19 protein-coding genes and 2 pseudogenes are annotated in these 20,974 nt (G+C 72.4%); 14 read left to right on the top strand and 7 right to left on the bottom strand.

The features are described from left to right. Positions 1 to 77 precede the first annotated feature (77 nt). The 3 genes from AB0903_RS26995 to AB0903_RS27005 are packed head-to-tail and all read left to right on the top strand — an operon-like array spanning position 78 to position 3,323. On the top strand, positions 78 to 1,424 hold the full coding sequence (locus tag AB0903_RS26995; protein ID WP_366707089.1) for a histidine kinase: 1,347 nt from the start codon (positions 78 to 80) through the stop codon (positions 1,422 to 1,424). After that, positions 1,421 to 2,080 carry a response regulator transcription factor gene (locus tag AB0903_RS27000; protein WP_366707091.1) on the top strand — a complete coding sequence of 220 codons (660 nt, stop codon included), beginning with the start codon at positions 1,421 to 1,423 and terminating at the stop codon, positions 2,078 to 2,080. Before AB0903_RS26995 ends, AB0903_RS27000 begins: the two co-directional genes overlap by 4 nt. Before the next feature lie 19 nt (positions 2,081 to 2,099). Then, complete coding sequence (locus AB0903_RS27005) at positions 2,100 to 3,323, top strand: cytochrome P450 (protein WP_366707092.1); 1,224 nt, start codon at positions 2,100 to 2,102, stop codon at positions 3,321 to 3,323. 149 nt (positions 3,324 to 3,472) lie between these two features. Here the strand turns inward: AB0903_RS27005 and AB0903_RS27010 are convergent. The 3 genes and pseudogenes from AB0903_RS27010 to AB0903_RS27020 form a co-directional block, all read right to left on the bottom strand. Further along, positions 3,473 to 3,946, bottom strand: a pseudogene (locus AB0903_RS27010) (ABC transporter permease); the annotation flags it as partial. Next, positions 3,942 to 4,292 (bottom strand): hypothetical protein, encoded by a 351-nt coding sequence (locus AB0903_RS27015; RefSeq protein ID WP_366707094.1) that lies wholly within the window; start codon positions 4,290 to 4,292, stop codon positions 3,942 to 3,944. The gene AB0903_RS27015 and the pseudogene AB0903_RS27010, both read right to left, overlap by 5 nt. Positions 4,293 to 4,322: 30 nt before the next feature. Beyond that, entirely contained in the window at positions 4,323 to 5,126 is an 804-nt protein-coding gene (locus AB0903_RS27020) for a diacylglycerol kinase (protein ID WP_366707096.1), read from the bottom strand. 153 nt (positions 5,127 to 5,279) lie between these two features. On the opposite strand from AB0903_RS27020, the gene AB0903_RS27025 reads away from it, so the two are divergent. From AB0903_RS27025 to AB0903_RS27055, 7 genes are all read left to right on the top strand, one after another. Beyond that, complete coding sequence (locus AB0903_RS27025; protein ID WP_366707098.1) at positions 5,280 to 6,563, top strand: adenylosuccinate synthase; 1,284 nt, start codon at positions 5,280 to 5,282, stop codon at positions 6,561 to 6,563. 331 nt (positions 6,564 to 6,894) lie between these two features. Beyond that, complete coding sequence (locus tag AB0903_RS27030) at positions 6,895 to 7,656, top strand: hypothetical protein (protein ID WP_366707100.1); 762 nt, start codon at positions 6,895 to 6,897, stop codon at positions 7,654 to 7,656. 239 nt (positions 7,657 to 7,895) lie between these two features. Next, on the top strand, positions 7,896 to 8,063 hold the full coding sequence (locus AB0903_RS27035) for a hypothetical protein (RefSeq protein WP_366707102.1): 168 nt from the start codon (positions 7,896 to 7,898) through the stop codon (positions 8,061 to 8,063). A 155-nt stretch (positions 8,064 to 8,218) separates the two neighbouring features. Then, positions 8,219 to 9,073, top strand: coding sequence for a helix-turn-helix transcriptional regulator (locus tag AB0903_RS27040; RefSeq protein ID WP_366707104.1), 855 nt, complete (start codon positions 8,219 to 8,221; stop codon positions 9,071 to 9,073). Between the two features lie 14 nt (positions 9,074 to 9,087). Continuing rightward, on the top strand, positions 9,088 to 9,276 hold the full coding sequence (locus AB0903_RS27045) for a DUF397 domain-containing protein (RefSeq protein WP_366707106.1): 189 nt from the start codon (positions 9,088 to 9,090) through the stop codon (positions 9,274 to 9,276). Positions 9,277 to 9,456: 180 nt separating this feature from the next. After that, positions 9,457 to 9,843 carry a hypothetical protein gene (locus AB0903_RS27050; RefSeq protein ID WP_366707108.1) on the top strand — a complete coding sequence of 129 codons (387 nt, stop codon included), beginning with the start codon at positions 9,457 to 9,459 and terminating at the stop codon, positions 9,841 to 9,843. Continuing rightward, positions 9,840 to 10,115: a hypothetical protein gene (locus tag AB0903_RS27055; protein ID WP_366707110.1), complete on the top strand. Its 276-nt coding sequence runs from the start codon at positions 9,840 to 9,842 to the stop codon at positions 10,113 to 10,115. The genes AB0903_RS27050 and AB0903_RS27055 overlap by 4 nt, the downstream gene beginning before the upstream one ends. Positions 10,116 to 10,390: 275 nt before the next feature. Here the strand turns inward: AB0903_RS27055 and AB0903_RS27060 are convergent, their stop codons facing one another. After that, positions 10,391 to 11,392 carry a TIGR00341 family protein gene (locus AB0903_RS27060; RefSeq protein ID WP_366707112.1) on the bottom strand — a complete coding sequence of 334 codons (1,002 nt, stop codon included), beginning with the start codon at positions 11,390 to 11,392 and terminating at the stop codon, positions 10,391 to 10,393. Positions 11,393 to 11,764: 372 nt separating this feature from the next. Here AB0903_RS27060 and AB0903_RS27065 point away from each other — a divergent pair, with 372 nt between their 5' ends. Beyond that, a complete protein-coding gene (locus AB0903_RS27065) occupies positions 11,765 to 13,552 on the top strand; it encodes a protein kinase (RefSeq protein ID WP_366707114.1) in 1,788 nt (595 codons plus the stop codon). 361 nt (positions 13,553 to 13,913) lie between these two features. After that, positions 13,914 to 15,278: a S1 family peptidase gene (locus AB0903_RS27070; protein WP_366707116.1), complete on the top strand. Its 1,365-nt coding sequence runs from the start codon at positions 13,914 to 13,916 to the stop codon at positions 15,276 to 15,278. Positions 15,279 to 15,399: 121 nt separating this feature from the next. Here AB0903_RS27070 and AB0903_RS27075 read toward each other — a convergent pair whose 3' ends face one another. Continuing rightward, positions 15,400 to 17,118: a serine/threonine-protein kinase gene (locus tag AB0903_RS27075; protein ID WP_366707118.1), complete on the bottom strand. Its 1,719-nt coding sequence runs from the start codon at positions 17,116 to 17,118 to the stop codon at positions 15,400 to 15,402. 144 nt (positions 17,119 to 17,262) lie between these two features. Further along, positions 17,263 to 17,631, bottom strand: a pseudogene (locus tag AB0903_RS27080) (MarR family winged helix-turn-helix transcriptional regulator); the annotation flags it as partial. A 134-nt stretch (positions 17,632 to 17,765) separates the two neighbouring features. On the opposite strand from AB0903_RS27080, the gene AB0903_RS27085 reads away from it, so the two are divergent. Then, positions 17,766 to 19,121, top strand: a complete 1,356-nt coding sequence (locus AB0903_RS27085) for an aspartate aminotransferase family protein (RefSeq protein WP_366707120.1) — start codon at positions 17,766 to 17,768, stop codon at positions 19,119 to 19,121. A 281-nt stretch (positions 19,122 to 19,402) separates the two neighbouring features. Here AB0903_RS27085 and AB0903_RS27090 read toward each other — a convergent pair whose 3' ends face one another. Beyond that, entirely contained in the window at positions 19,403 to 20,335 is a 933-nt protein-coding gene (locus AB0903_RS27090) for an NADP-dependent oxidoreductase (protein ID WP_366707122.1), read from the bottom strand. 105 nt (positions 20,336 to 20,440) lie between these two features. Between AB0903_RS27090 and AB0903_RS27095 the strand changes: the two genes are divergently transcribed. Continuing rightward, positions 20,441 to 20,884, top strand: a complete 444-nt coding sequence (locus AB0903_RS27095) for a DJ-1/PfpI family protein (RefSeq protein WP_366707124.1) — start codon at positions 20,441 to 20,443, stop codon at positions 20,882 to 20,884. The last annotated feature ends 90 nt before the right edge of the window (positions 20,885 to 20,974 follow it).

The following is a 20,974-nucleotide window of genomic DNA, read 5'->3' on the forward strand; positions in this document are numbered from 1 at the left end:
CCGACGCGTCCCGCCGCGTACCGAAACCCCGGCCCCATCAGGTAGTACTCAAGGCGGACGCCCCAGGATCCGCAGTGATGCTGACGACCGGGGACCCGCCGCCCGCTTACCTTCATTACGTGACCCAGAAGACCCGCAGCCCCGAATACGACCTGGCCCAGGGAGCGCTCAGCGGCCTCCGCCAGGACCTCGTCCACGACGCGTTCGCCTACCGGCCGCTGCCGCCGCTGAGCGTCGAAGGGCCGCTGGTCCGCCGGCTGCCGGGCGAGCGGATACGCCGGGGCGCGGTGTGGCTCCCGCACGCCGTGGTGCTGTTCCTCGCCCTGTGCACACTGCTGCTCGCCTACGCCGACGACGAGGGCGGCCTCGCCTTCGTCGTCGGCGGCTTCGTCCCCGCGGCGGCCGTCGTGATGACCCTGGTCAGACCGGTGGGCGCATGGTGGGTCTCGATCGCGAGCACACCGTTCGTGGCGGTGCTGGGCTCCTGGGGCGACTGGCCCTGGGCGCCGGCCGGGTTCCTCTCCCACCTGACCGTGATGATCGTCGTGGCCCTGCGGACCCGCCCGCGGACGGCCGCCTGGATGTGGGTGATCACCGCGGCGTACGGGATGTTCGCCGACACGGTGATCAGCCGCGGCTACGGCCCCGGTGCGGCGCCCATGCTCTTCACCTCGGCGGTCCTTCTGCTGATGGTGAGCATGTTCCTCGTCCGGCGTGAGGCGAAGCAGCAGGTCGCCGCCCAGCAGACGGTCACCGCCACCGAGCGCGACCGGCGCACCCTCCTGGAGGAGCGGACCACCATCGCCCGGGAACTGCACGACGTGGTCGCCCACCACATGTCCGTCGTCGCCATCCAGGCGGAGGCCGCGCCCTACCGGGTGGAGAACCCGCCGGAGGAACTGGAGAAGGCGTTCGCCACGATCCGGGAGAACGCGGTCGCCGCGCTGACCGAGCTGCGCCGCATCCTCGGCGTCGTACGAGCGGAGGACTACCAGGCCCCCGACGCCCCGCAGCCCGTCCTCGCCGACCTCGGCCATCTGCTGGCCAACGTCCGCGAGGCCGGCCTCGAGACCGAGAAGACGATCACCGGCGCGGTCCGCGACCTTCCGCAGGGCGTGGAGCTGTCCGCGTACCGGATCATCCAGGAGGCGCTCAGCAACGCGCTGCGCCACGCGCCGGGCTCCACCGCCAAGGTGGAGCTCTCGTACGTCCTCGGCGGCCTGGGCCTGCGGATCGTCAACACCGCTCCGCGGGGGCTGGTCAAGGCGTCACCGGGAGCGGGTCACGGCATCACGGGGATGCGGGAGCGTGTGACGATGCTGAGCGGCGAGATGACCGCGGAGCCGACGGAGGACGGCGGTTACGCGGTCACCGCGTTCATCCCCGTCGCCGCACCGACCGCCGCCTCCGAGGAGACGTCATGACGATCCGGGTCCTCATCGTCGACGACCAGATCATGGTCCGCGAGGGTTTCTCCGTCCTGCTGAACGCCATGCCCGACATCGAGGTCATCGGTGAGGCGGTCAACGGCCGCGAGGCCGTCACCAAGGTCGCCGAGCTCGCGCCCGACGTCGTCCTGATGGACATCCGCATGCCGGAGCTCAACGGCATCGAGGCGACCCGCGAGATCGTCGCCGCGCACGCCGAGTCCAAGGTGCTGGTGCTCACCACCTTCGACCTGGACGAGTACGTGTACCAGGCGCTGCGCGCCGGGGCCTCCGGCTTCCTGCTGAAGGACGCCTCCGCCCGGCAGCTCGCCGACGGGGTGCGGATCGTGGCGGCCGGCGAGGCACTGCTCGCGCCGACCGTCACCCGCCGCCTGATCACCGAGTTCTCCAAGCTCTCCGACACTCCGCGTCCTGCCGCGATGACACAGGTCGCCGACCTGACGGAGCGCGAGACGGAGGTCCTGGTACTGATCGCGCAGGGCCTGTCCAACGCGGAGATCGCCTCGCATCTGGTCGTCGCCGAGTCGACCATCAAGACGCATGTGAGCCGGGTCCTGGTGAAGCTGGGGCTGCGCGACCGTACACAGGCGGCGGTGTTCGCGTACGAGGCGAGGCTGGTCACGCCCGGGTAGCGGCGGTTAGCGTCCGGCCATGGACGCTTCGAGTGACGTGCCCTTGCCCTTCGAGCCCTGGTCGCCTTCGTTCGTCGCCGACCCGTACCCCGCCTTCGCCGAGCTGCGGGCGCGGGGCCGGGTGCACTGGTACGAGCCGACGCGGCAGTTCCTCGTACCGCACCACGCGGAGGTGTCGGCGCTGCTGCGGGACCGGCGGCTGGGGCGGACGTATCTGCACCGCTTCACCCACGAGGAGTTCGGCCGCACCCCGCCGCCCGCCGCGCACGAGCCGTTCCACACGCTGAACGACCACGGGCTGCTGGATCTGGAGGCCCCCGACCACACCCGGATCCGGCGCCTGGTGACGAAGGCGTTCACCCCGCGGACCGTGCAGAGACTGGAACCGGTCGTGCGGCGGCTGGCGGCCGGTCTGGTCGCCGACTTCAAGAAGGCGGGTGGCGGGGACCTGCTCGCCGAGGTCGCGGAGCCGCTGCCGGTGGCGGTGATCGCCGAGATGCTGGGCATCCCCGAGTCCGACCGCACGCTGCTGCGGCCCTGGTCGGCGGAGATCTGCGGCATGTACGAGCTGAACCCGCCGGAGGAGACGGCGGCGCGGGCGGTGCGGGCCTCGCTCGAATTCAGCGCCTACCTGCGGGAGCTGATCGCGCTGCGGCGCGCGGACCCGGGAGAGGACCTGATCTCCGCGCTGATCGCCGCGCACGAGGAGGGCGACCGGCTCAGCGAACAGGAGATGGTCTCCACGTGTGTGCTGCTGCTGAACGCGGGGCACGAGGCGACGGTCAACACCACGGCCAACGGCTGGTGGACGCTCTTCCGCCACCCCGAGCAGCTGGCCGCGCTGCGGGCGGACCACTCGCTGCTGTCCAGTGCCGTGGAAGAACTGATGCGTTACGACAGCCCGCTCCAGCTCTTCGAGCGCTGGGTGCTCGACGACATCGAGATCGACGGCACGGTCGTCCCGCGCGGCTCCGAACTGGCCCTGCTGTTCGGCTCCGCCAACCGCGACGGCGCGCGGTTCGACCGCCCTGACACGCTGGACCTGACGCGCGCGGACAACCCGCACGTCAGTTTCGGCGCGGGCATCCACTACTGCTTGGGCGCACCGCTGGCCCGCGTCGAACTGGTGGCATCGTTCGGCGAGTTGCTGCGGCAGGCGCCGGGGATGCGGCTGGTGGAGGAGCCGCGCTGGAAGCCGGGCTTCGTGATCCGGGGGGTGGAGGAGCTGCGGGTGGAGCTGTGACGGGTCGCGCGTGGTGGGCGGGGAGGGGACGGCCCGCCGCGGGCGCCACCCGCGCCGCCACGCGGACCCGCGCCTCCATGCGGACCTGCGCCGCCACGCGGACCCGCGCCTCCGGGCGCCACCCGCGCCGCCACGCGGACCCGCGCCTCCTACTTCGTCTCCAGGTCCCGCCTCCTGAACCCTTCCAGCCCGGCCCACACCAGTCCCGCCGCCACCAGCGTCAGGACCACCATCGGCGTCCAGCTCATCTCCGCCGCCGGCAGCTGCGGGACGTGTCCGAACGGCGAGAGGTCGCCCATCCAGTCGGGGAACCGCAGCAGCCGCCCCAGGTACCCGACCACGAACGCGTACACCGGCACGATCCACGCCGCCGCGCTCGCCTTCGGGAACCAGCCGAAGATCACCACCGCGACTCCGGCCGTGACCCACAGCGCCGGTGCGTACGCGAGCGCCGCGCCCGGCAGTTCGAGGAACAGTGCGCCGTCCGACGCCGACGCCGCCCCCGAGAGGCCGAAGCCGAGCCCCGCCAGCAGCAGCAGCGCCGTACCGCCCGCCATGGCCACGGCCAGGTGGCTGCCCACCCAGCGGCCGCGGGACAGCCCGGTCGCGAGCAGCGGTTCAGCCGGGATGGCCGCTGGCCGCGGGCAGCGGCCCGACCGTGGCAGCGTGCAGGCTCCGCGGCACGGCGAGGGCCGCGCAGGCCCGCCGGGGTCCGGCCGTCAGGACGCGGCGCATCCGCCGTGCCAGGAAGAGGGAGCCGAATCCCACGGCGCACATCACGGTGCTCAGCCCCATCGCCCCGACGGCGATGTCGTCGAGGACGTCTGTCGGCACGATGCCGGCCAGGAGCGCGCCTGCCGCGAACAGCGCCGTACCGGCCGCCGCCCAGAACCCGGCCCGCCTGCGGTAGGCGTGGAACCCGTCCACGGTCGCGGCGAGGTCGCCCGCCGCCTTGGCGGTCCTGCTCATGTGAAACCCCGGTCCGAGGGGGGCACGAGACTATGCCACCGGCAAAGTCAGCCCCCAGGCCCCCGCACGCACCGTCCACGTCCGCGTCCGGACCGGGCCCGTGACGTGGGCGTCGGCCCGGTAGCGGAAGTCCGGGCCGGAGACCGTGAGGGACCGGGCGTTCGCCCGCAGTGGCTCCTCCGCGGAACCGTGCCGTACGACGACCTCCGCGCGGCCGCCGAGACCCGCGCGTACGGTCACGTCCTCCACCGGGCGGTCGAGATCGGTCAGCAGGACGCCGTCCGCCTCCACCCGCAGCCGGTGCGTACGGACCGGAGCGGTCGCGGGAACGGGGCGCACGAGCGTGCGGACCAGGGAGCGGGCCGTCGTCCACACCGATGCCGCCTCCATGCGCGACGCCGTCCGATGGGACACGGGGATCGACAGGTCGCCCAGCACCACGCCGTCGCTCTCGTCCACCAGCAGGTCCAGCCGCCGCGGGCTGCCGTCGAGCACGGCCCTGGCCGCGGCGACCGCCCCGGCGGGCACGCCGAGCGAGTGCGCGAGCCCCACCGAGGCGCCCACCGGGACCAGCGCGAGCACACCGTCGCCCAGCCATCGGTCGCGGTGCAGCAGCGCCACCGCCCGCAACAGCGCCCGGTCGTCCCCCACCACCACCGGCCTGCGCGGACCCCGCCGGGCCAGTGCACGGGCGAACTCCTCCGGACCCTGCGGGAAACAGATTTTCGCCTCCGACCCGCCGCACAGCACATCTTTCGCGATGCGCACGGATTCGCCGTCCATTCGGCGGGCGACCGGGTCGATGACCACCAGCAGCTGGTCGTGAGCCGACACCTCGGTCCTTCCTCGGGTAGCATCTTTGTGCAAGAGCCCCTTGCGCTATTGCGCCAGGGGCTTCGTCTATTCCGGGGCAACCTGTCCCAGGACTCAGGCACGGCTCCAGCCCCCTGACCTTGGTCTTGCCCCGCCCGGAAGGGGTGTACGCCTGTGCCCGCACTTGTGCTGCTCGGTGCTCAGTGGGGTGACGAAGGCAAGGGAAAGGCCACCGACCTGCTCGGTGGATCAGTCGACTATGTGGTGCGTTACCAGGGCGGCAACAACGCCGGCCACACGGTCGTCGTCGGCGACCAGAAGTATGCGCTGCATCTCCTCCCTTCCGGAATCCTCTCGCCCGGATGTACTCCGGTCATCGGCAACGGCGTCGTTGTGGACCCGGCGGTTCTGCTCTCCGAGCTGAGCGGGCTGAACGACCGCGGCGTCGACACGTCCAAGCTCATGATCAGCGGTAACGCCCATCTGATCACCCCGTACAACGTCACCGTCGACAAGGTGACGGAGCGGTTCCTCGGCAAGCGCAAGATCGGCACCACGGGCCGCGGCATCGGACCGACGTACGCCGACAAGATCAACCGGGTCGGCATCCGTGTCCAGGACCTCTACGACGAGTCGATCCTGATGCAGAAGGTCGAGGCGGCCCTCGACACCAAGAACCAGCTGCTGACGAAGGTCTTCAACCGCCGCGCGATCGAGGCGGAGAAGATCGTCGAGGAGATGCTCCAGTACGCGGAGCAGATCAAGCCGTACGTCGCGGACACCACGCTGATCCTGAACAACGCCATCGACGAGGGCAAGGTCGTCCTCTTCGAAGGCGGCCAGGGCACCCTCCTCGACGTCGACCACGGCACGTACCCCTTCGTGACGTCGAGCAACCCGACCGCGGGCGGCGCATGCACCGGCGCCGGCGTCGGGCCGACGAAGATCAGCCGGGTCATCGGCATCCTCAAGGCGTACACGACCCGCGTCGGCGCGGGCCCGTTCCCGACCGAGCTGTTCGACGAGGACGGCGAGGCGCTGCGCCGCATCGGCGGCGAGCGCGGCGTCACCACCGGCCGCGACCGCCGCTGCGGCTGGTTCGACGCGGTCATCGCCCGCTACGCGACCCGGGTCAACGGTCTGACCGACTTCTTCCTCACCAAGCTGGACGTCCTCACCGGCTGGGAGCAGATCCCCGTCTGCGTCGCCTACGAGATCGACGGCAAGCGGGTCGAGGAGCTGCCGTACTCGCAGACCGACTTCCACCACGCGAAGCCGGTGTACGAGATGCTGCCGGGCTGGTCCGAGGACATCACCAAGGCGAAGACCTTCGCCGACCTCCCGAAGAACGCGCAGGCGTACGTGAAGGCGCTGGAGGACATGTCCGGCGCCCCGATCTCGGCGATCGGCGTCGGCCCCGGCCGGACCGAGACGATCGAGATCAACTCGTTCCTGTAGGCCTGCCGGGCTGGACGGACACGGTGCGAGGCCCCGGACGCGAATCGGCGTCCGGGGCCTTCGCGTCGGTTCCCGCCGGGGGAGTCAGCCGGTGCGGCGGTGGGCGGTCGGGTGTCCTCGCCCGAGGGTGCCCGGTCCCGACCGCCGGCGTCCGCCTGACGGTGGACGGTCCGCGCGGTGACGCACGAATGACGGCCGAGGTCCGCCGGCGTACGAGGCGGGCAGGGGCCTCTCCCCGCCGTGCACACGGCTGGTTAGGCTGCGTGTTCCGAATGTTCACGCCGGCGCCGAGGCGGGAGCACTGCCGAGGCCGGTTCAGGGGTGAAGACACATGGCGGATCGCCAGACGACGCAGTTGTTCGACAGCATGCGGCGGGGCATGCCGTTCGAGTTCACAACCAAGATGTCGATGACGAAGCGGCTCGCGACGCTGGTGTGCGTCGCCGAGCTGTTCGGCTACCAGTACGCCGGGGCCCGGCAGGAGGTCTTCTCCATCAAGCTGGCCTTCACTCCCGACCCGAGCCCGCAGGCGCAGGCGCGTGCCGCGCAGTACTGGCCGTACGCACCCCGGATCCCCGAGATCCCGCAGCAAGTGCTGGAACTCAACAAGAAGCGGGTTCTGTTCGACCTGAGCAGCAGAGCCGCGCTGCTGAGGCGGCTGCCGGTCATCGGGATCGCGCTCCTGCTGGCGAGCCTGCGCCCGCTCGGCTCCCTGGGCGGCAGTCCTGGCCTGGCTCTCGGCTACGTGTGCTTCCTCGCCGCGCTCGTCGGCCTCGGCGTCTGGTTCAACTTCGCGCGCCACAAAAGGGCCGCCGCACACCTTGAGGCCGCGGGTTTCGTGCGTCACGAGCCCTCCCCCGGCCAGGTCTCCTACCTCCCGCCCGGCAGCCTGCCGCCCGCCCAGTGGCACGAGCCGCAGCAGTACGGGCCCGGCCCGCAGCAGGGGTACGCCCAGCAGCCCTACGGCGGGCCGCAGCCTCCGTACCCGGCGCCGCAGCACCAGCCGTACGCCCAGCAGCCCCCGTACGGCCACCAGTCCCCGGCCCAGCCCCCGTACGGTCACCAGCCCTACGGTGGTCAGCCGCCGCAGTGAGGCACGGCGGCGTCGGGTGGTGGCCGGCCCGTTGCCGTGCAAGCCGCTGCTGACCGGGCTGTCCGTCGGGAAGGTGGCCGACGGCCGGCGGCTCCCCGTCCACACCGTTCTCGGTGTCTTCGGCGCCAACGCCTCCGGCAAGTCCAGCGCCACATCGGCAACCCCAACGCCGAGGGCAAGCAGCGCAAGCGACCTATGGACGAGGGGCGCGCGCCGTCACCGAGCAGCAGTCCAAGCACGTGTACGCGGACCAGGTGCTGAGCGCGGACGGCAGCCGCTACGCGAATGCCCGCAGGTACGCGAAGAAGATCAACGACCGCTGCGATTCGGCCGATCCGAACAAGTGGGACCCCTGCACGGACGTCTTCGCCTTCGTCGAGGACGGACTGCTCCTTCGCGGCTACTAGGCTGAGGGCCGCACACTCAACGGATCGCGGCGGAGTCCGCCGAGCTTGAGAAGATCCACACCATGAAGCAGGGGCTCGCTGCCGAACTGCTCAGCGGTGACCTGGCCGGTCAAGCGGCGTAGTCGAACGACCCGCGAAACCTCGGGAGGCCATGCATGCCCGTCCGTAAGCCGCCCACCGCGCGTCAGCGGCGGCTCGGGGCCGAGCTGCGGCGGATGCGTGAGCAGGTCGGGATGTCGCTCACCGAAGCAGCCGCGCTGCACCGCGTGGACAAGACGGCCATCAGCAACACCGAGTCCGCGCGGTTCGGTGTGAGCGCCGACCGGGTGCGAGTGTGGGCCGCCAACTACTCGTGCCCCGATGCGGCCTACGTGGGTGCGCTCGCCGACATGGCCCGAGAGCGGTCCGGCTCCAACTGGTGGGACGCGTATCGTGATTCGATGGCCTCCTTCATGCTGGACCTGGTCGAGCTGGAGCACCACGCAGTCGGCCTGCGACACGTACAGATCACGCACCTGCCCGGCTTGTTGCAGCACGAGGACTATGCGAGGGCGGTCTTCGGAGAGGCCGTCCCGCCCCTGACACCTCAGGCGCTCGATCTTCAGGTCGACTTCCGGTTGCAGCGCCGGGCGCTGCTCGACCGGACCGAACCGCCACGGTGCTCGTTCCTCCTCCACGAAGCGGCCCTGCGGATGCTGTTCGGCGATCGCAACGTCGTACGCCGGCAGTTGGAGGAGCTGCTCAAGCAGTCGGAGCGGGAGTCGGTGACCCTGCGGGTCGTGCCATTCACCGCCGGCGGGTTCCCGAGCGCGGGCAGCTCAACGATGTATGCGAGTGGCCCGGTCCGGCAACTGGACACCGTGCAGATCGATGTCCCGAACGGCGTCACCTTTCTGGACTCCGAGACGCACCTCACCAACTACCGCGCAGTACTGGACCGCATGGAGCAGAGGGCCTTGGACGCGACACATTCTCGGGACTTCATTCGCAAGGTGCTGCACGAGCTGTGAGGGCGTGAAGGACGTTGGACATTCAGTGGCGCAAGGCTTCGTACTCGGAACAGTCCGGAAACTGCCTGGAGCTGGCGGTGGTCGATGGGCAGGTGCTCGTACGGGAGAGCGACGACCCTGGCGTGATCGTCAGGACGACTCCGTCCAAGCTCGCGGCGTTCCTGGCGGGGGCGAAGGCCGGAGAGTTCGACGACCTCGTCTGACCCGTCTCGTTCGGGCATATGCCATCCCAACGAGTTGGCGCATCAATGTTGATGCGAACTCACTGTTGCGGCTAGCGTGATTCCGGACAGTAGCCGACCGGTAACTGTCCAGCCATGTAGAGCGCCCCGGCGGTGTGCGACCACCCCGGGGCTCGGCCAACGCCTCTCAGGAGCGTCAGCATGCCCAACCGTAACCGGCCCGGGCGCGCGCGAACACTCGTGCGCCTCGCCGTCCTCGTCCTCGCGTGCCTCGTGCGCGCACTCCTTCCCGTACCGGCCTCCGCCTCCGACGCAGGTCGGCGTCCGCCCGGCTACCGCGTCTTCGGTGACGACGCCGAGATGCCCATGCTGCCCCCGCACCTCTTCCGGCGGGCGCGCCGCGAGGACGACGTCCTCCACCGGTCCGCCTACCGTGTGCGCCCCTACCTGGTCGCCCACGAACAGCGCTCGCGCCGCAGGGCGCTCGCACTCGCGCTGGACGGGATCGACATCGGCCCGTGGGTGATCCACGGGCACCCGATCGGCCAACCAGCCCCGGCAACGGCCCTGACGGGAGTGGCGGCATGAGCAACGCACCCCGGATGCAGGTCAGTCGCGTGCCCGGGAAGCGGGTGCGGCGGGAGCGCGACGGCAACCTCACCATCGACCTCTGGCTGTGCCGGGACGGCGCCTTCGCCGCGGACCTTCCGCTGCGGCTCACACCGGCCGAGGCGGAGGTCCTCCACGCGCAGCTCTGCTACGCCCTGGACGACGACACCGTGTCCGCGACCACCCCTGCGTCCGCCCTCCCCGACTGTCGCAAGCCCGCAGTAGGCGGCGGCCGGGGCCACCGTCCGTAGTCGTGGACCGGTGACCCGTGTGGGCGACGCGGAGGTGATCGTGTCGCCCACACGCTCCCCACTCCCCGACCTGGCAGGCGATGTGGCCTCAGCGAGATCGACTCGTTCCTGTGGGGCGTCAGGCGGACACTGGAAACCCCCGAGGGGCAGTTCCGCGGCGAGGGCCGAGCGCCTTCGCCGCGGATCCGCGCCCGGGGGTTTCCTCCGGGTCCGGCGCCGGTGCCGACGGCCCGGACAACGGCAGGGCCCTCCCATGCGTCGGGCCGTCGCGACACTCAGTCGCCGACCACCCCGGCGTCGATGCGGCGACCACGGGACGTGTCCACCACGACCGGGATGCCGTCCGGGACGCGTCCCTCCAGCCGGTCGAGCAGGGACTCCACCGGCGGGAGGTCTCCGGGGGTGCGGACGTGGATGTACATCGTCCGGGAGGTCGCGTCGACACTCGTGACGGACGCGCCCGGCTCGTCGGCGAGCCACTGCTGCGCCGCTTCCTTGGTCCGGCCGGTCCAGACGTTGAGCAGCAGCGTGACCACGGTGTTGGCCGTCAGCGGAACGAACACGACGGCGAACAGCACGACCATGGCGGCATAGGTCCTGCGGGCGGGCCGACCGGCCTTCTTGTCGGCCTCCGCGGCGTAGCCCAGCGAGGCGAAGACCACGATGCCCCCGAAGACCAGGGCGAAGAGGTTCGACACGAACAGCACCAGCGCGCCCAGCGCCAGCCACCCCGACAGTTCGCCCAGGCACACCCCGGCCACCACCAGGGGTGGGACGAGGGAGATGGCGATCGCGACCCCGGGCAGCACGGCGGCCACGTCCCGGCGGGCCAGCGCCACCGCACCGGCGAAACCGGTCGCCAGGGCGGCGATCAGATCCATCAGGCCCGGCGACGTACGCCCTGCGATCTGACTGTTGGACAGCAGGTCGTAGTTGCCGGGCAAGGCCACGGACATGAGCATCCCGACCGCGATCACGAGCAGGCACGCGAGGAGGACGGTCCTGGCCGATCCGGTGCGGCGGCGCTTCACCGACCCGAGGGCGATGCCCATGATCGGAGTGGAGAGCGGCGCGATGATCATCGCGCCGATCACGGTGGCCGTCGAGTCGGTGATCACCCCGCCGGCCGCGATGACCGACGACAGCGTCAGCATGGTCCAGAAAGCCGAGCGCTTGGACGTGGTGTCCCCGGACGACAGGTCCAGATCCTCGGTCAGCTCGTCCAGTGAGCGGCGCTGAGAGGCGGGCAGAACACGGGCGCGGACTCTGCTGATCATGCGCCCAAACAACCATGTTCCGTACGATTCCGGCGGGCGGGACACGAGCAGGCGTGAGTCCGTCGCCGGCCCGGTGCACGCCGACCGCGGGTGCCGCGTCGCCCGGCTGCGCGGCCCGGCTGCGCGGCCCGGCTGGGCGGCTCGGCCCGGCCGCGCGGGCTTGGTGCGGCTGGGCGGTCGACTGGCTGTGCGGCTCGGTCCGGCTGCGCGGGCGACTGACCGGGCGGCGCTCGGCCCGGCGGGCAGCCGAAGAACGACGACGATCGCGAGCAGCACTGCCACGTTGACGGTCGGCACGCGATCCTCCCCATCGGGATGCCACTCCCGTCGCCCGCGGCATGTGCTGTCATCCGTGTCCCTTATGCTCCCGCCATGAGCGACGGGGGGCCCGCGAGACGGGTGATCGACGGCCGGTTCGAGCTGGAGGGGCGGCTCGGCGGCGGTGGGATGGGCACGGTGTGGCGGGCGCGCGACACCGTGCTGGACCGGGCCGTCGCGCTGAAGGAGGTGCGACCGCCCGACCCGGGGCTCGCGGAGTACGACCCGGAGGCGGCCCGTCTGCTGCGGGCCCGGGTGCTGCGGGAGGCCCGTGCGCTCGCCCGCGTCGACCATCCCAACGTCGTGACGATCCACCACGTGGTGGACGGCGGCGAGGACACCTACCCGTGGCTCGTCATGGAGTTGGTGACCGGCGGGTCGCTCGCGGACCGGCTCGCGCGAGGGCCGATGGCGCCCGTCGAGGCCGCCCGGCTGGGCCGGGAGGTGCTGGCCGCTTTGCGGGCCGCGCACGACATGGGCATCCAGCACCGGGACGTCAAGCCGGCGAACGTACTGCTGCGCCCCGACGGGCGCCCGGTGCTCACCGACTTCGGGATCGCGGCCATCCGCGAGTCGACCGTTCTGACCACGACCGGGTCGCTCATCGGCACTCCCGACTACATGGCGCCGGAGCGGGTCAGAGGCGAGGGCGGCGGGGCCGGTTCCGACCTGTGGTCGCTGGCGATGATGCTGTACGTGGCGGTGGAGGGCCACCATCCGCTGCGGCGCGGTACGACGCTCGCGACGCTGGCGGCCGTGCTCAGCGACGAAGTGCCGCCGCCGCGGCAGGCCGGACCCCTGACAGACGTGCTGAACGCCGTGCTCGTCCGGGACGCGGCCGCCCGGCCCGGTGCCGACGCCGTGGACCGGTTGCTGGCCTCGGTGGCCGACGGCGTCGCGCCGCCGCCGACGGCAGTGGACGCCACGGCCACGCCGCCCGTGGGCGCGGACGGGCCCGCCGCACCGGACGGCGGGTCGACGGCCACCTCGTACCGGCTGGCGCCCCCGCCGGGCGCACCCGAGGTCGGGGCACGACCGGCCGCAGCCGCAGGGGCGGGCGCAGCGTCGCCGCGCGACGCCGTGCCGACGGGGGCGCCCACCTCTCAGCCCACCCCGCAGCCCGAAGCCGCGCCCACCACACCGCGGCAGCCCGCCCGGGGGCGGCCGATGCGTCGGCGGCTCGCCGTCGCCTCGTCGCTCGCGGGTACGGCGCTGACCGCCGTGCTGGTGTGGACGCTGCTGCCGGACGGCGAGGACGGCGACGGCACGGGGGCCGGGGCCAAGGGCCGTGAGGTCCCCTCACAGGTCGGTGAGAGCGGCTCGCCCACGCCCTCGCCGTCGACCGCCGCACCGTCGAAGTCCTCCTCTGTGCCCTCGCAGGTCGGTGCCGACAACCTGCTCACCCCCGACGGCATCCGAGGGGCGGTCAAGGAGATCAAGAAGGAGACGGGGACCGACAGGGCCGGTTACCTGGCCGTGTATCCGCAGTACGTGGCCGTGTGGGCCATGGTGGAGGGCAGCGACAAACGGTACGACACGTGGACGTACCGTCCGGGTGAGGGCATGAGCAAGGGGTCCATCAGCGGTTCCCTCATGGGCGGTGATCTCCCCTTCGACGTGGACGAGTTCGACTGGGACGTCGTACCCGGCCTGATCGCGAGGGCGGAGAAGGACCTGAAGGTCGACAAGCCCACCTCCCGCTACGTGCTGGTCAACCCGGCGAACGACACCTTCGACACCCCGCTCGGTCTGGCGTTCTACCTGTCCGACGAGTACGGCGGCGGCTTCGTCGAGGCCGATCTCAAGGGCAGGGTGACCAGGGTGGTTCCGGCCGATCGCTGACTCGGGGGCGGACACGCGGGGCTTCCCGGCTCGTAGGAACCGGGTCACGCTCCCGTGGCGCATCCCCCGCGGGCGTCCACCGGCCCGGCTTCCGGCTCATCCCGTACAGGCGACGGCTCCCACCGCCCACGCAGCGGCCCCGGCGCGGGTCCCAGGAGGCGCTTGAGGCGCTTGGGGCGCCCGAAGAGCCCGAGGAGCCCGAAGAGCCGAAGAGCCCGAAGACCGGCGGGGCGGCCACCGAACCCTCGGAGAAGCGCCGTTGAACGCTCCGGCCCGGTGGCACGTACTGAAGCGCGGGGGCCCCGGTTTCCGGGGCCCCCGCCAACGGTCAGACCGTTCCGTCACGACCATGGGGCTGCGGATGATGCACACACGCCGGAGGCGCGCACGACGAAAACTCCAGCGGATCGTGCGGCTGGCCGCCGTCGTCGGGCTGCTCAGCGGCGGCCTGATGGTCTCCGGCGCCGTCGCGGGCGAGCCGCCCGCCGGCGGTCCGCAGGCGGTGGACCCGGCCGCGGACGTCGTGGCGCGGCTCGGCCCGTCCCGTACCGCCGGCAGCTGGACCGGCGCCGACGGGCGCACGGTCGTCGCCGTCACCGACCAGGACGCGGCCGAAGAGGCGCGGCGGGCGGGTGCGGAGGCGAAGGTCGTCGAGCACAGCATGGAGCAACTCCGCTCGGCCACAGAGGAGTTGCGCTCGGCACCCCGCGTGCCGGGCACGGCATGGTCGGTGGACTACGCCGACAACAGCATCACCGTGCGCGCCGACAGCACCGTCTCGGCCGAGGACTGGTCGGACCTGTCCGGCCTCGCCGAGCAGATCGGCGGCTTCGTGCGCATGGAGCGGACCGACGGCGCCTTCACCACCCGGGTGAACGGCGGCACCCCCGTCTTCGGCGACCGGCGGCGCTGCTCGGCGGGCTTCAACGTCACCGACGGCCGGGACACCTTCATCCTGACGGCCGGGCACTGCGGACCGCGTGACACCACCTGGTTCCTGGACCGCGGCGCCGACGAACTCGTGGGCACCACCACCGTGTCCAGTTTCCCGGGTGACGACTACTCCCTGGTGCGCTACGAGGACGTCGGCACCCTCGACCGCACCAACGTCGTGGACACCGGCAACGGCAGCGCCGTGCAGATCGTCGGCGCCGGCCGGGCGGCCGTCGGCCAGCGGGTGTTCCGCAGCGGCAGCACGACCGGCTTCCGGTCGGGGATGGTGACCGCCGTCAACGCCACGGTGAACTACCCGGAGGGCACGGTCACCGGACTGATCGAGACCACCGTCTGCGCGGAGCCCGGCGACAGCGGCGGCCCGCTCTTCTCCGAGGGGCTGGCGCTCGGCGTCACCTCGGGCGGCGACGGGGACTGCACCACCGGCGGCACGACCTACTTCCAGCCGGTGACCACGGCCATGGAGAGCCTCGGGGTGAACCTGACGGGCGGGCCGCCGGCTCCCGGCGACGCGAACGCGGACGGGGCGAGGGAGGAGAACGGGGAGACCGGGGCCGGTGCGCCGCCGGTACCCGCGCCGCCGGTACCGCCGGTGCGTCCGGAAGAGGGCATCGCGTCGCGTACGGTCACCTCGATCGTCGACTTCGGCAACCCGGCTCTGGGCGCGGGCCTCATCGGGGTCAGCCTGACGGGACTGCTGGCCGCGCGCTGGCTGGTGTCGGCCCAGGAACGCAGGGAGTACCGCAGCTTCCACAGCGCCAGCTGGGGCTGACCAGGCCCGCCCGTGCCGGGGTGTGCCACACAACTCGTACGGGTGGGGGTGCCTCACGACCCGTACGGGGGGCGTGCCTCTCAACTCGTACGGGGTTGGCCAATCCGTACGGGTGCGGATGTCAGCCCGTCCTGGTGTAGGTGAGGGGTTCGCCCCCGGAGCCGACGAGTTCGCGGACGAGGGTGCTGTCGCCCCGCATGGTCAGCCGGCTCCACTGGCCCGGGGCGCAGGACACCCGGTTCCCGAACGCCACCTCGGTCGGGTCGAGTTCGAGGGGCGGGCCCGCGGCGCGGAGGGTGGCGGACCAGCGGCAGTCGTAGTTCGGGCCGGTGCCGGTCAGGGTCATCACCTGTTCGCCCCTCGCGCCCTGCGTGAGCGTCATGATCCGTGTGTTGGTGCCGTCCGCAGTGTCGAACGACGCCTGCCAGGTGCCGACGTACTCCTGCGGCACGTCCCCGTCTGCCTGCGCGGTCGACGGCGTACTGCCGGGCTGCGGCGCAAAGTTGTCCGTGGGCGTCTGCGGCGACGGTGTGGGCGTCTCGGGGCCGGGCGTCGGGTCCGCGTTCGCCCCGCGGTGCTCGTCCTTGGACATCAGCGCGTAGACGGAGCCGCCCGCGCCGAGCGCGACGACCAGGGCGACGGCGATCAGCGCGAGTGTCCCGCCGCGTGAATGGCGCGGCGCGGGGGCGCCGGCGGGGGCATGCCGGGCAGGTGCGTACGGGGCCGGAGGGTACGGCTGCGGATACCCGTACGCCTGTCCGTGCTGCGGGGGCTGCCCGGGCCCGTACCGCGGGGGTGGCGCGGGTACGGGCGTCGGCGGGGGCGAGAAGAGGGGTGCGGGGGCGGGCGCCGGTTCCCGGCGTGGGGGAGCCGTCAGCGTCGGCGGCTGCACGGGCGTTCCCGGCGGGGGCGCGGCCAGCCCCGGGCCGGGCGTCCGGGGCTGGTCCTCGAAGTCCAGCAACCGCACCGCATGACGCCCGAGTTGCGCTGTCAGAGCCCCCGGCAGCCATGGCTCGCCGTCCGCGTCGGCGGCCGTCCGCTCCAGCACCTGAGCGAGCGCCGGCCGTGCCTCCGGCTCCTTGCGCAGACACTCGCGGACCAGGTCGAGCAGACCGGCGGGGACGCCGCTCAGATCCGGTTCCTCCTGCGCTATGCGGAACATCTGCGCGTGCCCGCCGCCGGCCGCCGAGCCGAACGGGAGCCGGCCGGTCGCCGCGTAGGCGAGGACCGAGCCCAGACAGAAGACGTCGCACGCCGCGGTGACCTGATGGCCCCGCACCTGCTCCGGGGCCATGAAGCCGGGGGAGCCGACGAGCGCGCCGGTGCGGGTCAGGCCGCCGTCGGTGACGGTCTCCAGGGCGCGGGCGATCCCGAAGTCGATGACGCGCGGCCCGTCGATGGTGAGCAGGATGTTCGACGGCTTGAGGTCGCGGTGGATCAGACCCGCCGTGTGGATGTCCGTCAGCGCGTGGGCCAGTCCGGAGGCCAGCAGCCGGACGCTGCGCTCGGGCAGCGGACCGTGCTCACCGGAGACGACCGCGTGCAGCGAGGGCCCTGCGATGTACCCGGTGGCGACCCACGGAATCGGTGCCTCCGTGTCCGCGTCGAGCACCGGCGCCGTCCACTGCCCGCCGACGCGCAGCGCCGAACGGACTTCGAGACGGAAGCGGTCGCGGAACTCCTCCTGCTCGGCGAGCTCCTGACGCACGAGTTTCACCGCGACCGTCCGCCCGCGGTCGGACCGGGCGAGATACACCTGCCCCATGCCGCCCGCGCCGAGGCGGGCCAGGATCCGGTACTCGCCGATGCTCTGCGGATCCCCTGGTGCCAGCTGCTCCATCGCCGCGCAGCCCTTCCCCCGTACGAAACCCCGACGCCACCGAGGATAGTGCGCCCGTCGGCGGCCGCAGGGGCCAGGACCGGCCTCCTGCCGCGCACCTGGACGCCGGGGGCATCCGGCGCCCTGCCCCCGGCGTCCACGTCGTCACGCGTCGCCGGGGCTCCGGGCCGGGCTCTCCGGGCCGTCCGCGTCCTCCGTCTCGTCCGTGTCCTCCGTCTCGATCGTGTGCTCCGCCTCGATCGCGGCCATCGCCTTCGAGAGCTGCTCCAGCACCCGTACGGTCTCGGCGAACTCCTCCGGCCCGAGCTCCGCCAGCAGGCGGTTGGCCAGCCGTGCGTGCCCGGGGTCGATCCGCCCGACCGCGGCCCGGCCGTCCTCCGTCGCGTGCCGCAGCTTCGCGCGCCGGTGGGCCGGGTTGGGCCGGTACTCCGCGAGCCCCTGCTCGACCAGCACGTCGGCGATGCGCTGCACGCTCTGCCGGGTGATGCCCATGGTGCGGGCGACCTGTGCGACGGACTGCGCCTCCCGGAGCACCAGCGGGCGCGGCGCCCTGCCCGGACGGGCGCGACATCTTGCCCAGATATGCGGCCGAGGCCGTACAAGGTGGCCATGTCGCCGCCCGGTGGCGCCTCCTTACGCTGGTCGGCATGACCCCTCATGCCGACCCCCAGGCCGGCGCCGCCGTGAAGGCCGCCGACCGTGCCCATGTGTTCCACTCCTGGTCCGCCCAGGGCCTGATCGACCCGCTCGCCGTCGCCGGCGCAGAGGGGTCCTACTTCTGGGACTACGACGGGAACCGCTACCTCGACTTCACCAGCGGCCTCGTCTACACCAACATCGGCTACCAGCATCCGAAGGTCGTCGCCGCGATCCAGGAGCAGGCCGGGAAGCTGGCGACCTTCGCGCCCGCGTTCGCTGTGGAGCCGCGTTCCGAGGCCGCCCGGCTGATCGCCGAGCGCACCCCCGGGGACCTGGACAAGATCTTCTTCACCAACGGCGGCGCGGAGGCCGTCGAGAACGCCGTCCGCATGGCCCGGCTGCACACGGGCCGCCCGAAGGTGCTCTCCGCCTACCGCTCGTACCACGGCGGCACGGCCACCGCGATCAACGTCACCGGCGACCCGCGTCGCTGGGCCAGCGACAACGGCACGGCGGGCGTCGTCCACTTCTGGGCGCCGTTCCTCTACCGGTCGCCGTTCTACTCCACCACTCAGTCCGAGGAGTGCGCCCGCGCCCTGACGCACCTCGAGGACACCATCGCCTTCGAGGGCCCGCAGACGATCGCGGCGATCGTTCTCGAGACGATCCCCGGCACGGCGGGCATCATGACGCCGCCACCCGGCTACCTCGCGGGCGTCCGGGAGATCTGCGACCGGTACGGCATCGTCTTCGTCCTCGACGAGGTCATGGCCGGCTTCGGCCGCACGGGCAAGTGGTTCGCCGCCGAGCACTTCGACGTGGTGCCGGACCTGATCACCTTTGCGAAGGGCGTCAACTCGGGTTACGTCCCGCTGGGCGGCGTCGCCATCTCCGCCGAGATCGCCGCCACCTTCGACAAGCGGCCCTACCCCGGCGGGCTCACCTACTCGGGCCACCCGCTGGCGTGCGCGGCGGCCGTCGCCACGATCCAGGTCATGGAGGACGAGAAGGTCGTCGAGCACGCGGCCGCGATCGGTGAGAACGTCCTCGGCCCCGGGCTGCGGGAACTGGCGGAGCGCCACCCGTCGGTCGGCGAGGTCCGCGGCCTGGGCGCCTTCTGGGCCCTCGACCTGGTCCGCGACCGCGAGACCCGTGAGCCGCTCGTGCCGTACAACGCGACGGGCGAGGCGAACGCGGCGATGGCGGCGTTCGGGGCGGCCTGCAAGAAGAACGGCCTGTGGCCCTTCGTCAACATGAACCGCACGCATGCGGTTCCCGCGTGCAACGTCAGCGAGGCGGAGGCCAAGGAGGGCCTGGCGGCGCTGGACGCGGCGCTGTCGGTCGCGGACGAGTGGACGTCTTAGCGCCGGTTCTCTGCTCCCGCCCCCGCCCAACGTTCCAGCCCTGCCAGGCGTTCGAGGCGCGGGGGCCCGGGCGTGGGAGCGCCCGAAGGCACCGCGTCGCGCAGCGCGGGGCCGGGCTGGGTCGGGGACGGGGGCGGTGGGGTGGTTCGGGCGGGCCCTGGGGCGAGCCCAGGGGCGAGTCCGGGCGGGGCCCGGTTCCGGGAAGGGGCGGGGCGGGGAGCGGGCTCCGCGCACCGGCCGGCCCACGTACCGCCGCCCCGCCTGCGTGTCCCCGCAATCTTCTACCCCACCGTCAGCACAACCTTCCCCCGCGCACCTCCCGCCTCGCCCATCGCATGCGCCTTCGCCGCCTCCTCCAGCGGCAGCACCGCGTCCACCCGCACCCGCAGCCGCCCCGACTCCACCAGCGCCGCGATCTCCCGGAGGCCACCCGCGTCCGGCTCGACGATCGTGAAGCCGGCGCGCAGGCCACGCCGTTCCGCGACGTCCGCGAGGTACGCCTCCGCCGCAGAGGCGATCGAGACGAGCACGCCGCCGGGCCGCAACACGTCGAGCGAGCGCGGGCCGTACTCGCCGCCCACCGCGTCGAGGACGACGTCCACGTCCCGGACGGCCGTCTCGAAAGGCGCCTCCCGGTAGTCGACGACCTCGTCCGCCCCCAATCCCCGCACGAAGTCGTGCGCGGACGCCGACGCCGTCCCGACGACGTACGCGCCGCGCGCCTTGGCGATCTGCACGGCGAGATGGCCGACACCGCCCGCGGCGGCGTGGATCAGGACGCGCTGCCCCGGACGGACGTCCGCGGTGTCGACCAGCGACTGCCACGCCGTCAGCGCCGCGACCGGCAACGCGGCCGCCTCCACGTGCGACAGTCCGGCCGGCTTGCGGGCGAGGTGGCGCGCGGGCGACGTCAGGAACTCCGCGTACGCACCGGCAGGCTGCGGCAGCCGCGGCATGCCGAACACCTCGTCGCCCGGCCGGTACACGGTCACGCCGAGGCCGACCGACTCGACGACACCGGATACGTCCCAGCCGAGCGGTACCGGACCGTCGGAGAGCAGGCCGCCCGTCGAACGGTGCCACCGGTCCGTGGGGTTGACCCCGGCCGCGTGCACCCGCACCAGGACCTCGCCGGGGCCGGGCTCGGGCCGTTCCCTCTCCACGAGCTCCAGGACTTCCGGTCCACCAAGGGTCTTCTGGCCGATGGCACGCATATGTCCGCTCCTTCAACAGGCGGTCGACGGGGTGTGCGACCACCCTCCGCCGCCGCCCACGCCCCCACGAGTGGCCGTGCGGCCAAGGTGTGCAAGGATCCGGCCATGCCGTCGTCTCCGCCGCCGCTCCCGCCGACTCTGCCGCCGCCCTCGCCGCCGTCCTTGCATCGAGTCGTCGTACTCGCCCTCGATGGCGTCTACCCCTTCGAAATGAGCATCCCCGTACGGATATTCGCCACTGCGGCAGGTCGTGACGGCGAACCGCTCTACGAAGTGATCACCTGCAGCCTCGACGGCGGCCCGGTCCGCACCAGCGCGGACTTCTCCGTCATGGTGGAACACAGCGCCGACGTCGTCGCGACCGCGGACACGCTCGTCGTCCCGCCCTTCGCCTGCGGGCCAGGCCAGGACAGGGACTGGCTTCCCGCGCCACTCGCCGACGCGCTGCGCCGGCTGCGCCCGGAGGCCCGGACCGTGTCCATCTGCACCGCCTCGTACGTGCTGGCCGCCGCAGGTCGCCTCGACGGGCGCCGGGCGACCACGCATTGAGTTGTGTGCATCGTGAAGTTGCAGGTCACGGGGCTGGTGTGCATGGGCTTCGGGGTGCTCGTGCTGGTCGGGGGCGTATGACTCCCGGCA

This window comes from Streptomyces sp. NPDC048389 (genome assembly GCF_040706335.1).
In the GTDB taxonomy this organism is placed as follows: domain Bacteria; phylum Actinomycetota; class Actinomycetes; order Streptomycetales; family Streptomycetaceae; genus Streptomyces.

Bases quoted from the DNA above. Each gene is read 5' to 3' on its own strand.
- AB0903_RS27015 (WP_366707094.1), bottom strand. From the start codon at position 4,292: ATGAGCAGGACCGCCAAGGCGGCGGGCGACCTCGCCGCGACCGTGGAC.
- AB0903_RS27055 (WP_366707110.1), top strand. From the start codon at position 9,840: ATGAGCAACGCACCCCGGATGCAGGTCAGTCGCGTGCCCGGGAAGCGG.
- AB0903_RS27060 (WP_366707112.1), bottom strand. From the start codon at position 11,392: ATGATCAGCAGAGTCCGCGCCCGTGTTCTGCCCGCCTCTCAGCGCCGC.
- AB0903_RS27065 (WP_366707114.1), top strand. From the start codon at position 11,765: ATGAGCGACGGGGGGCCCGCGAGACGGGTGATCGACGGCCGGTTCGAG.
- AB0903_RS27085 (WP_366707120.1), top strand. From the start codon at position 17,766: ATGACCCCTCATGCCGACCCCCAGGCCGGCGCCGCCGTGAAGGCCGCC.
- AB0903_RS27040 (WP_366707104.1), top strand. From the start codon at position 8,219: ATGCCCGTCCGTAAGCCGCCCACCGCGCGTCAGCGGCGGCTCGGGGCC.
- AB0903_RS27075 (WP_366707118.1), bottom strand. From the start codon at position 17,118: ATGGAGCAGCTGGCACCAGGGGATCCGCAGAGCATCGGCGAGTACCGG.
- AB0903_RS27050 (WP_366707108.1), top strand. From the start codon at position 9,457: ATGCCCAACCGTAACCGGCCCGGGCGCGCGCGAACACTCGTGCGCCTC.
- AB0903_RS27005 (WP_366707092.1), top strand. From the start codon at position 2,100: ATGGACGCTTCGAGTGACGTGCCCTTGCCCTTCGAGCCCTGGTCGCCT.
- AB0903_RS27095 (WP_366707124.1), top strand. From the start codon at position 20,441: ATGCCGTCGTCTCCGCCGCCGCTCCCGCCGACTCTGCCGCCGCCCTCG.
- AB0903_RS27030 (WP_366707100.1), top strand. From the start codon at position 6,895: ATGGCGGATCGCCAGACGACGCAGTTGTTCGACAGCATGCGGCGGGGC.
- AB0903_RS27070 (WP_366707116.1), top strand. From the start codon at position 13,914: ATGATGCACACACGCCGGAGGCGCGCACGACGAAAACTCCAGCGGATC.
- AB0903_RS27000 (WP_366707091.1), top strand. From the start codon at position 1,421: ATGACGATCCGGGTCCTCATCGTCGACGACCAGATCATGGTCCGCGAG.
- AB0903_RS26995 (WP_366707089.1), top strand. From the start codon at position 78: ATGCTGACGACCGGGGACCCGCCGCCCGCTTACCTTCATTACGTGACC.
- AB0903_RS27090 (WP_366707122.1), bottom strand. From the start codon at position 20,335: ATGCGTGCCATCGGCCAGAAGACCCTTGGTGGACCGGAAGTCCTGGAG.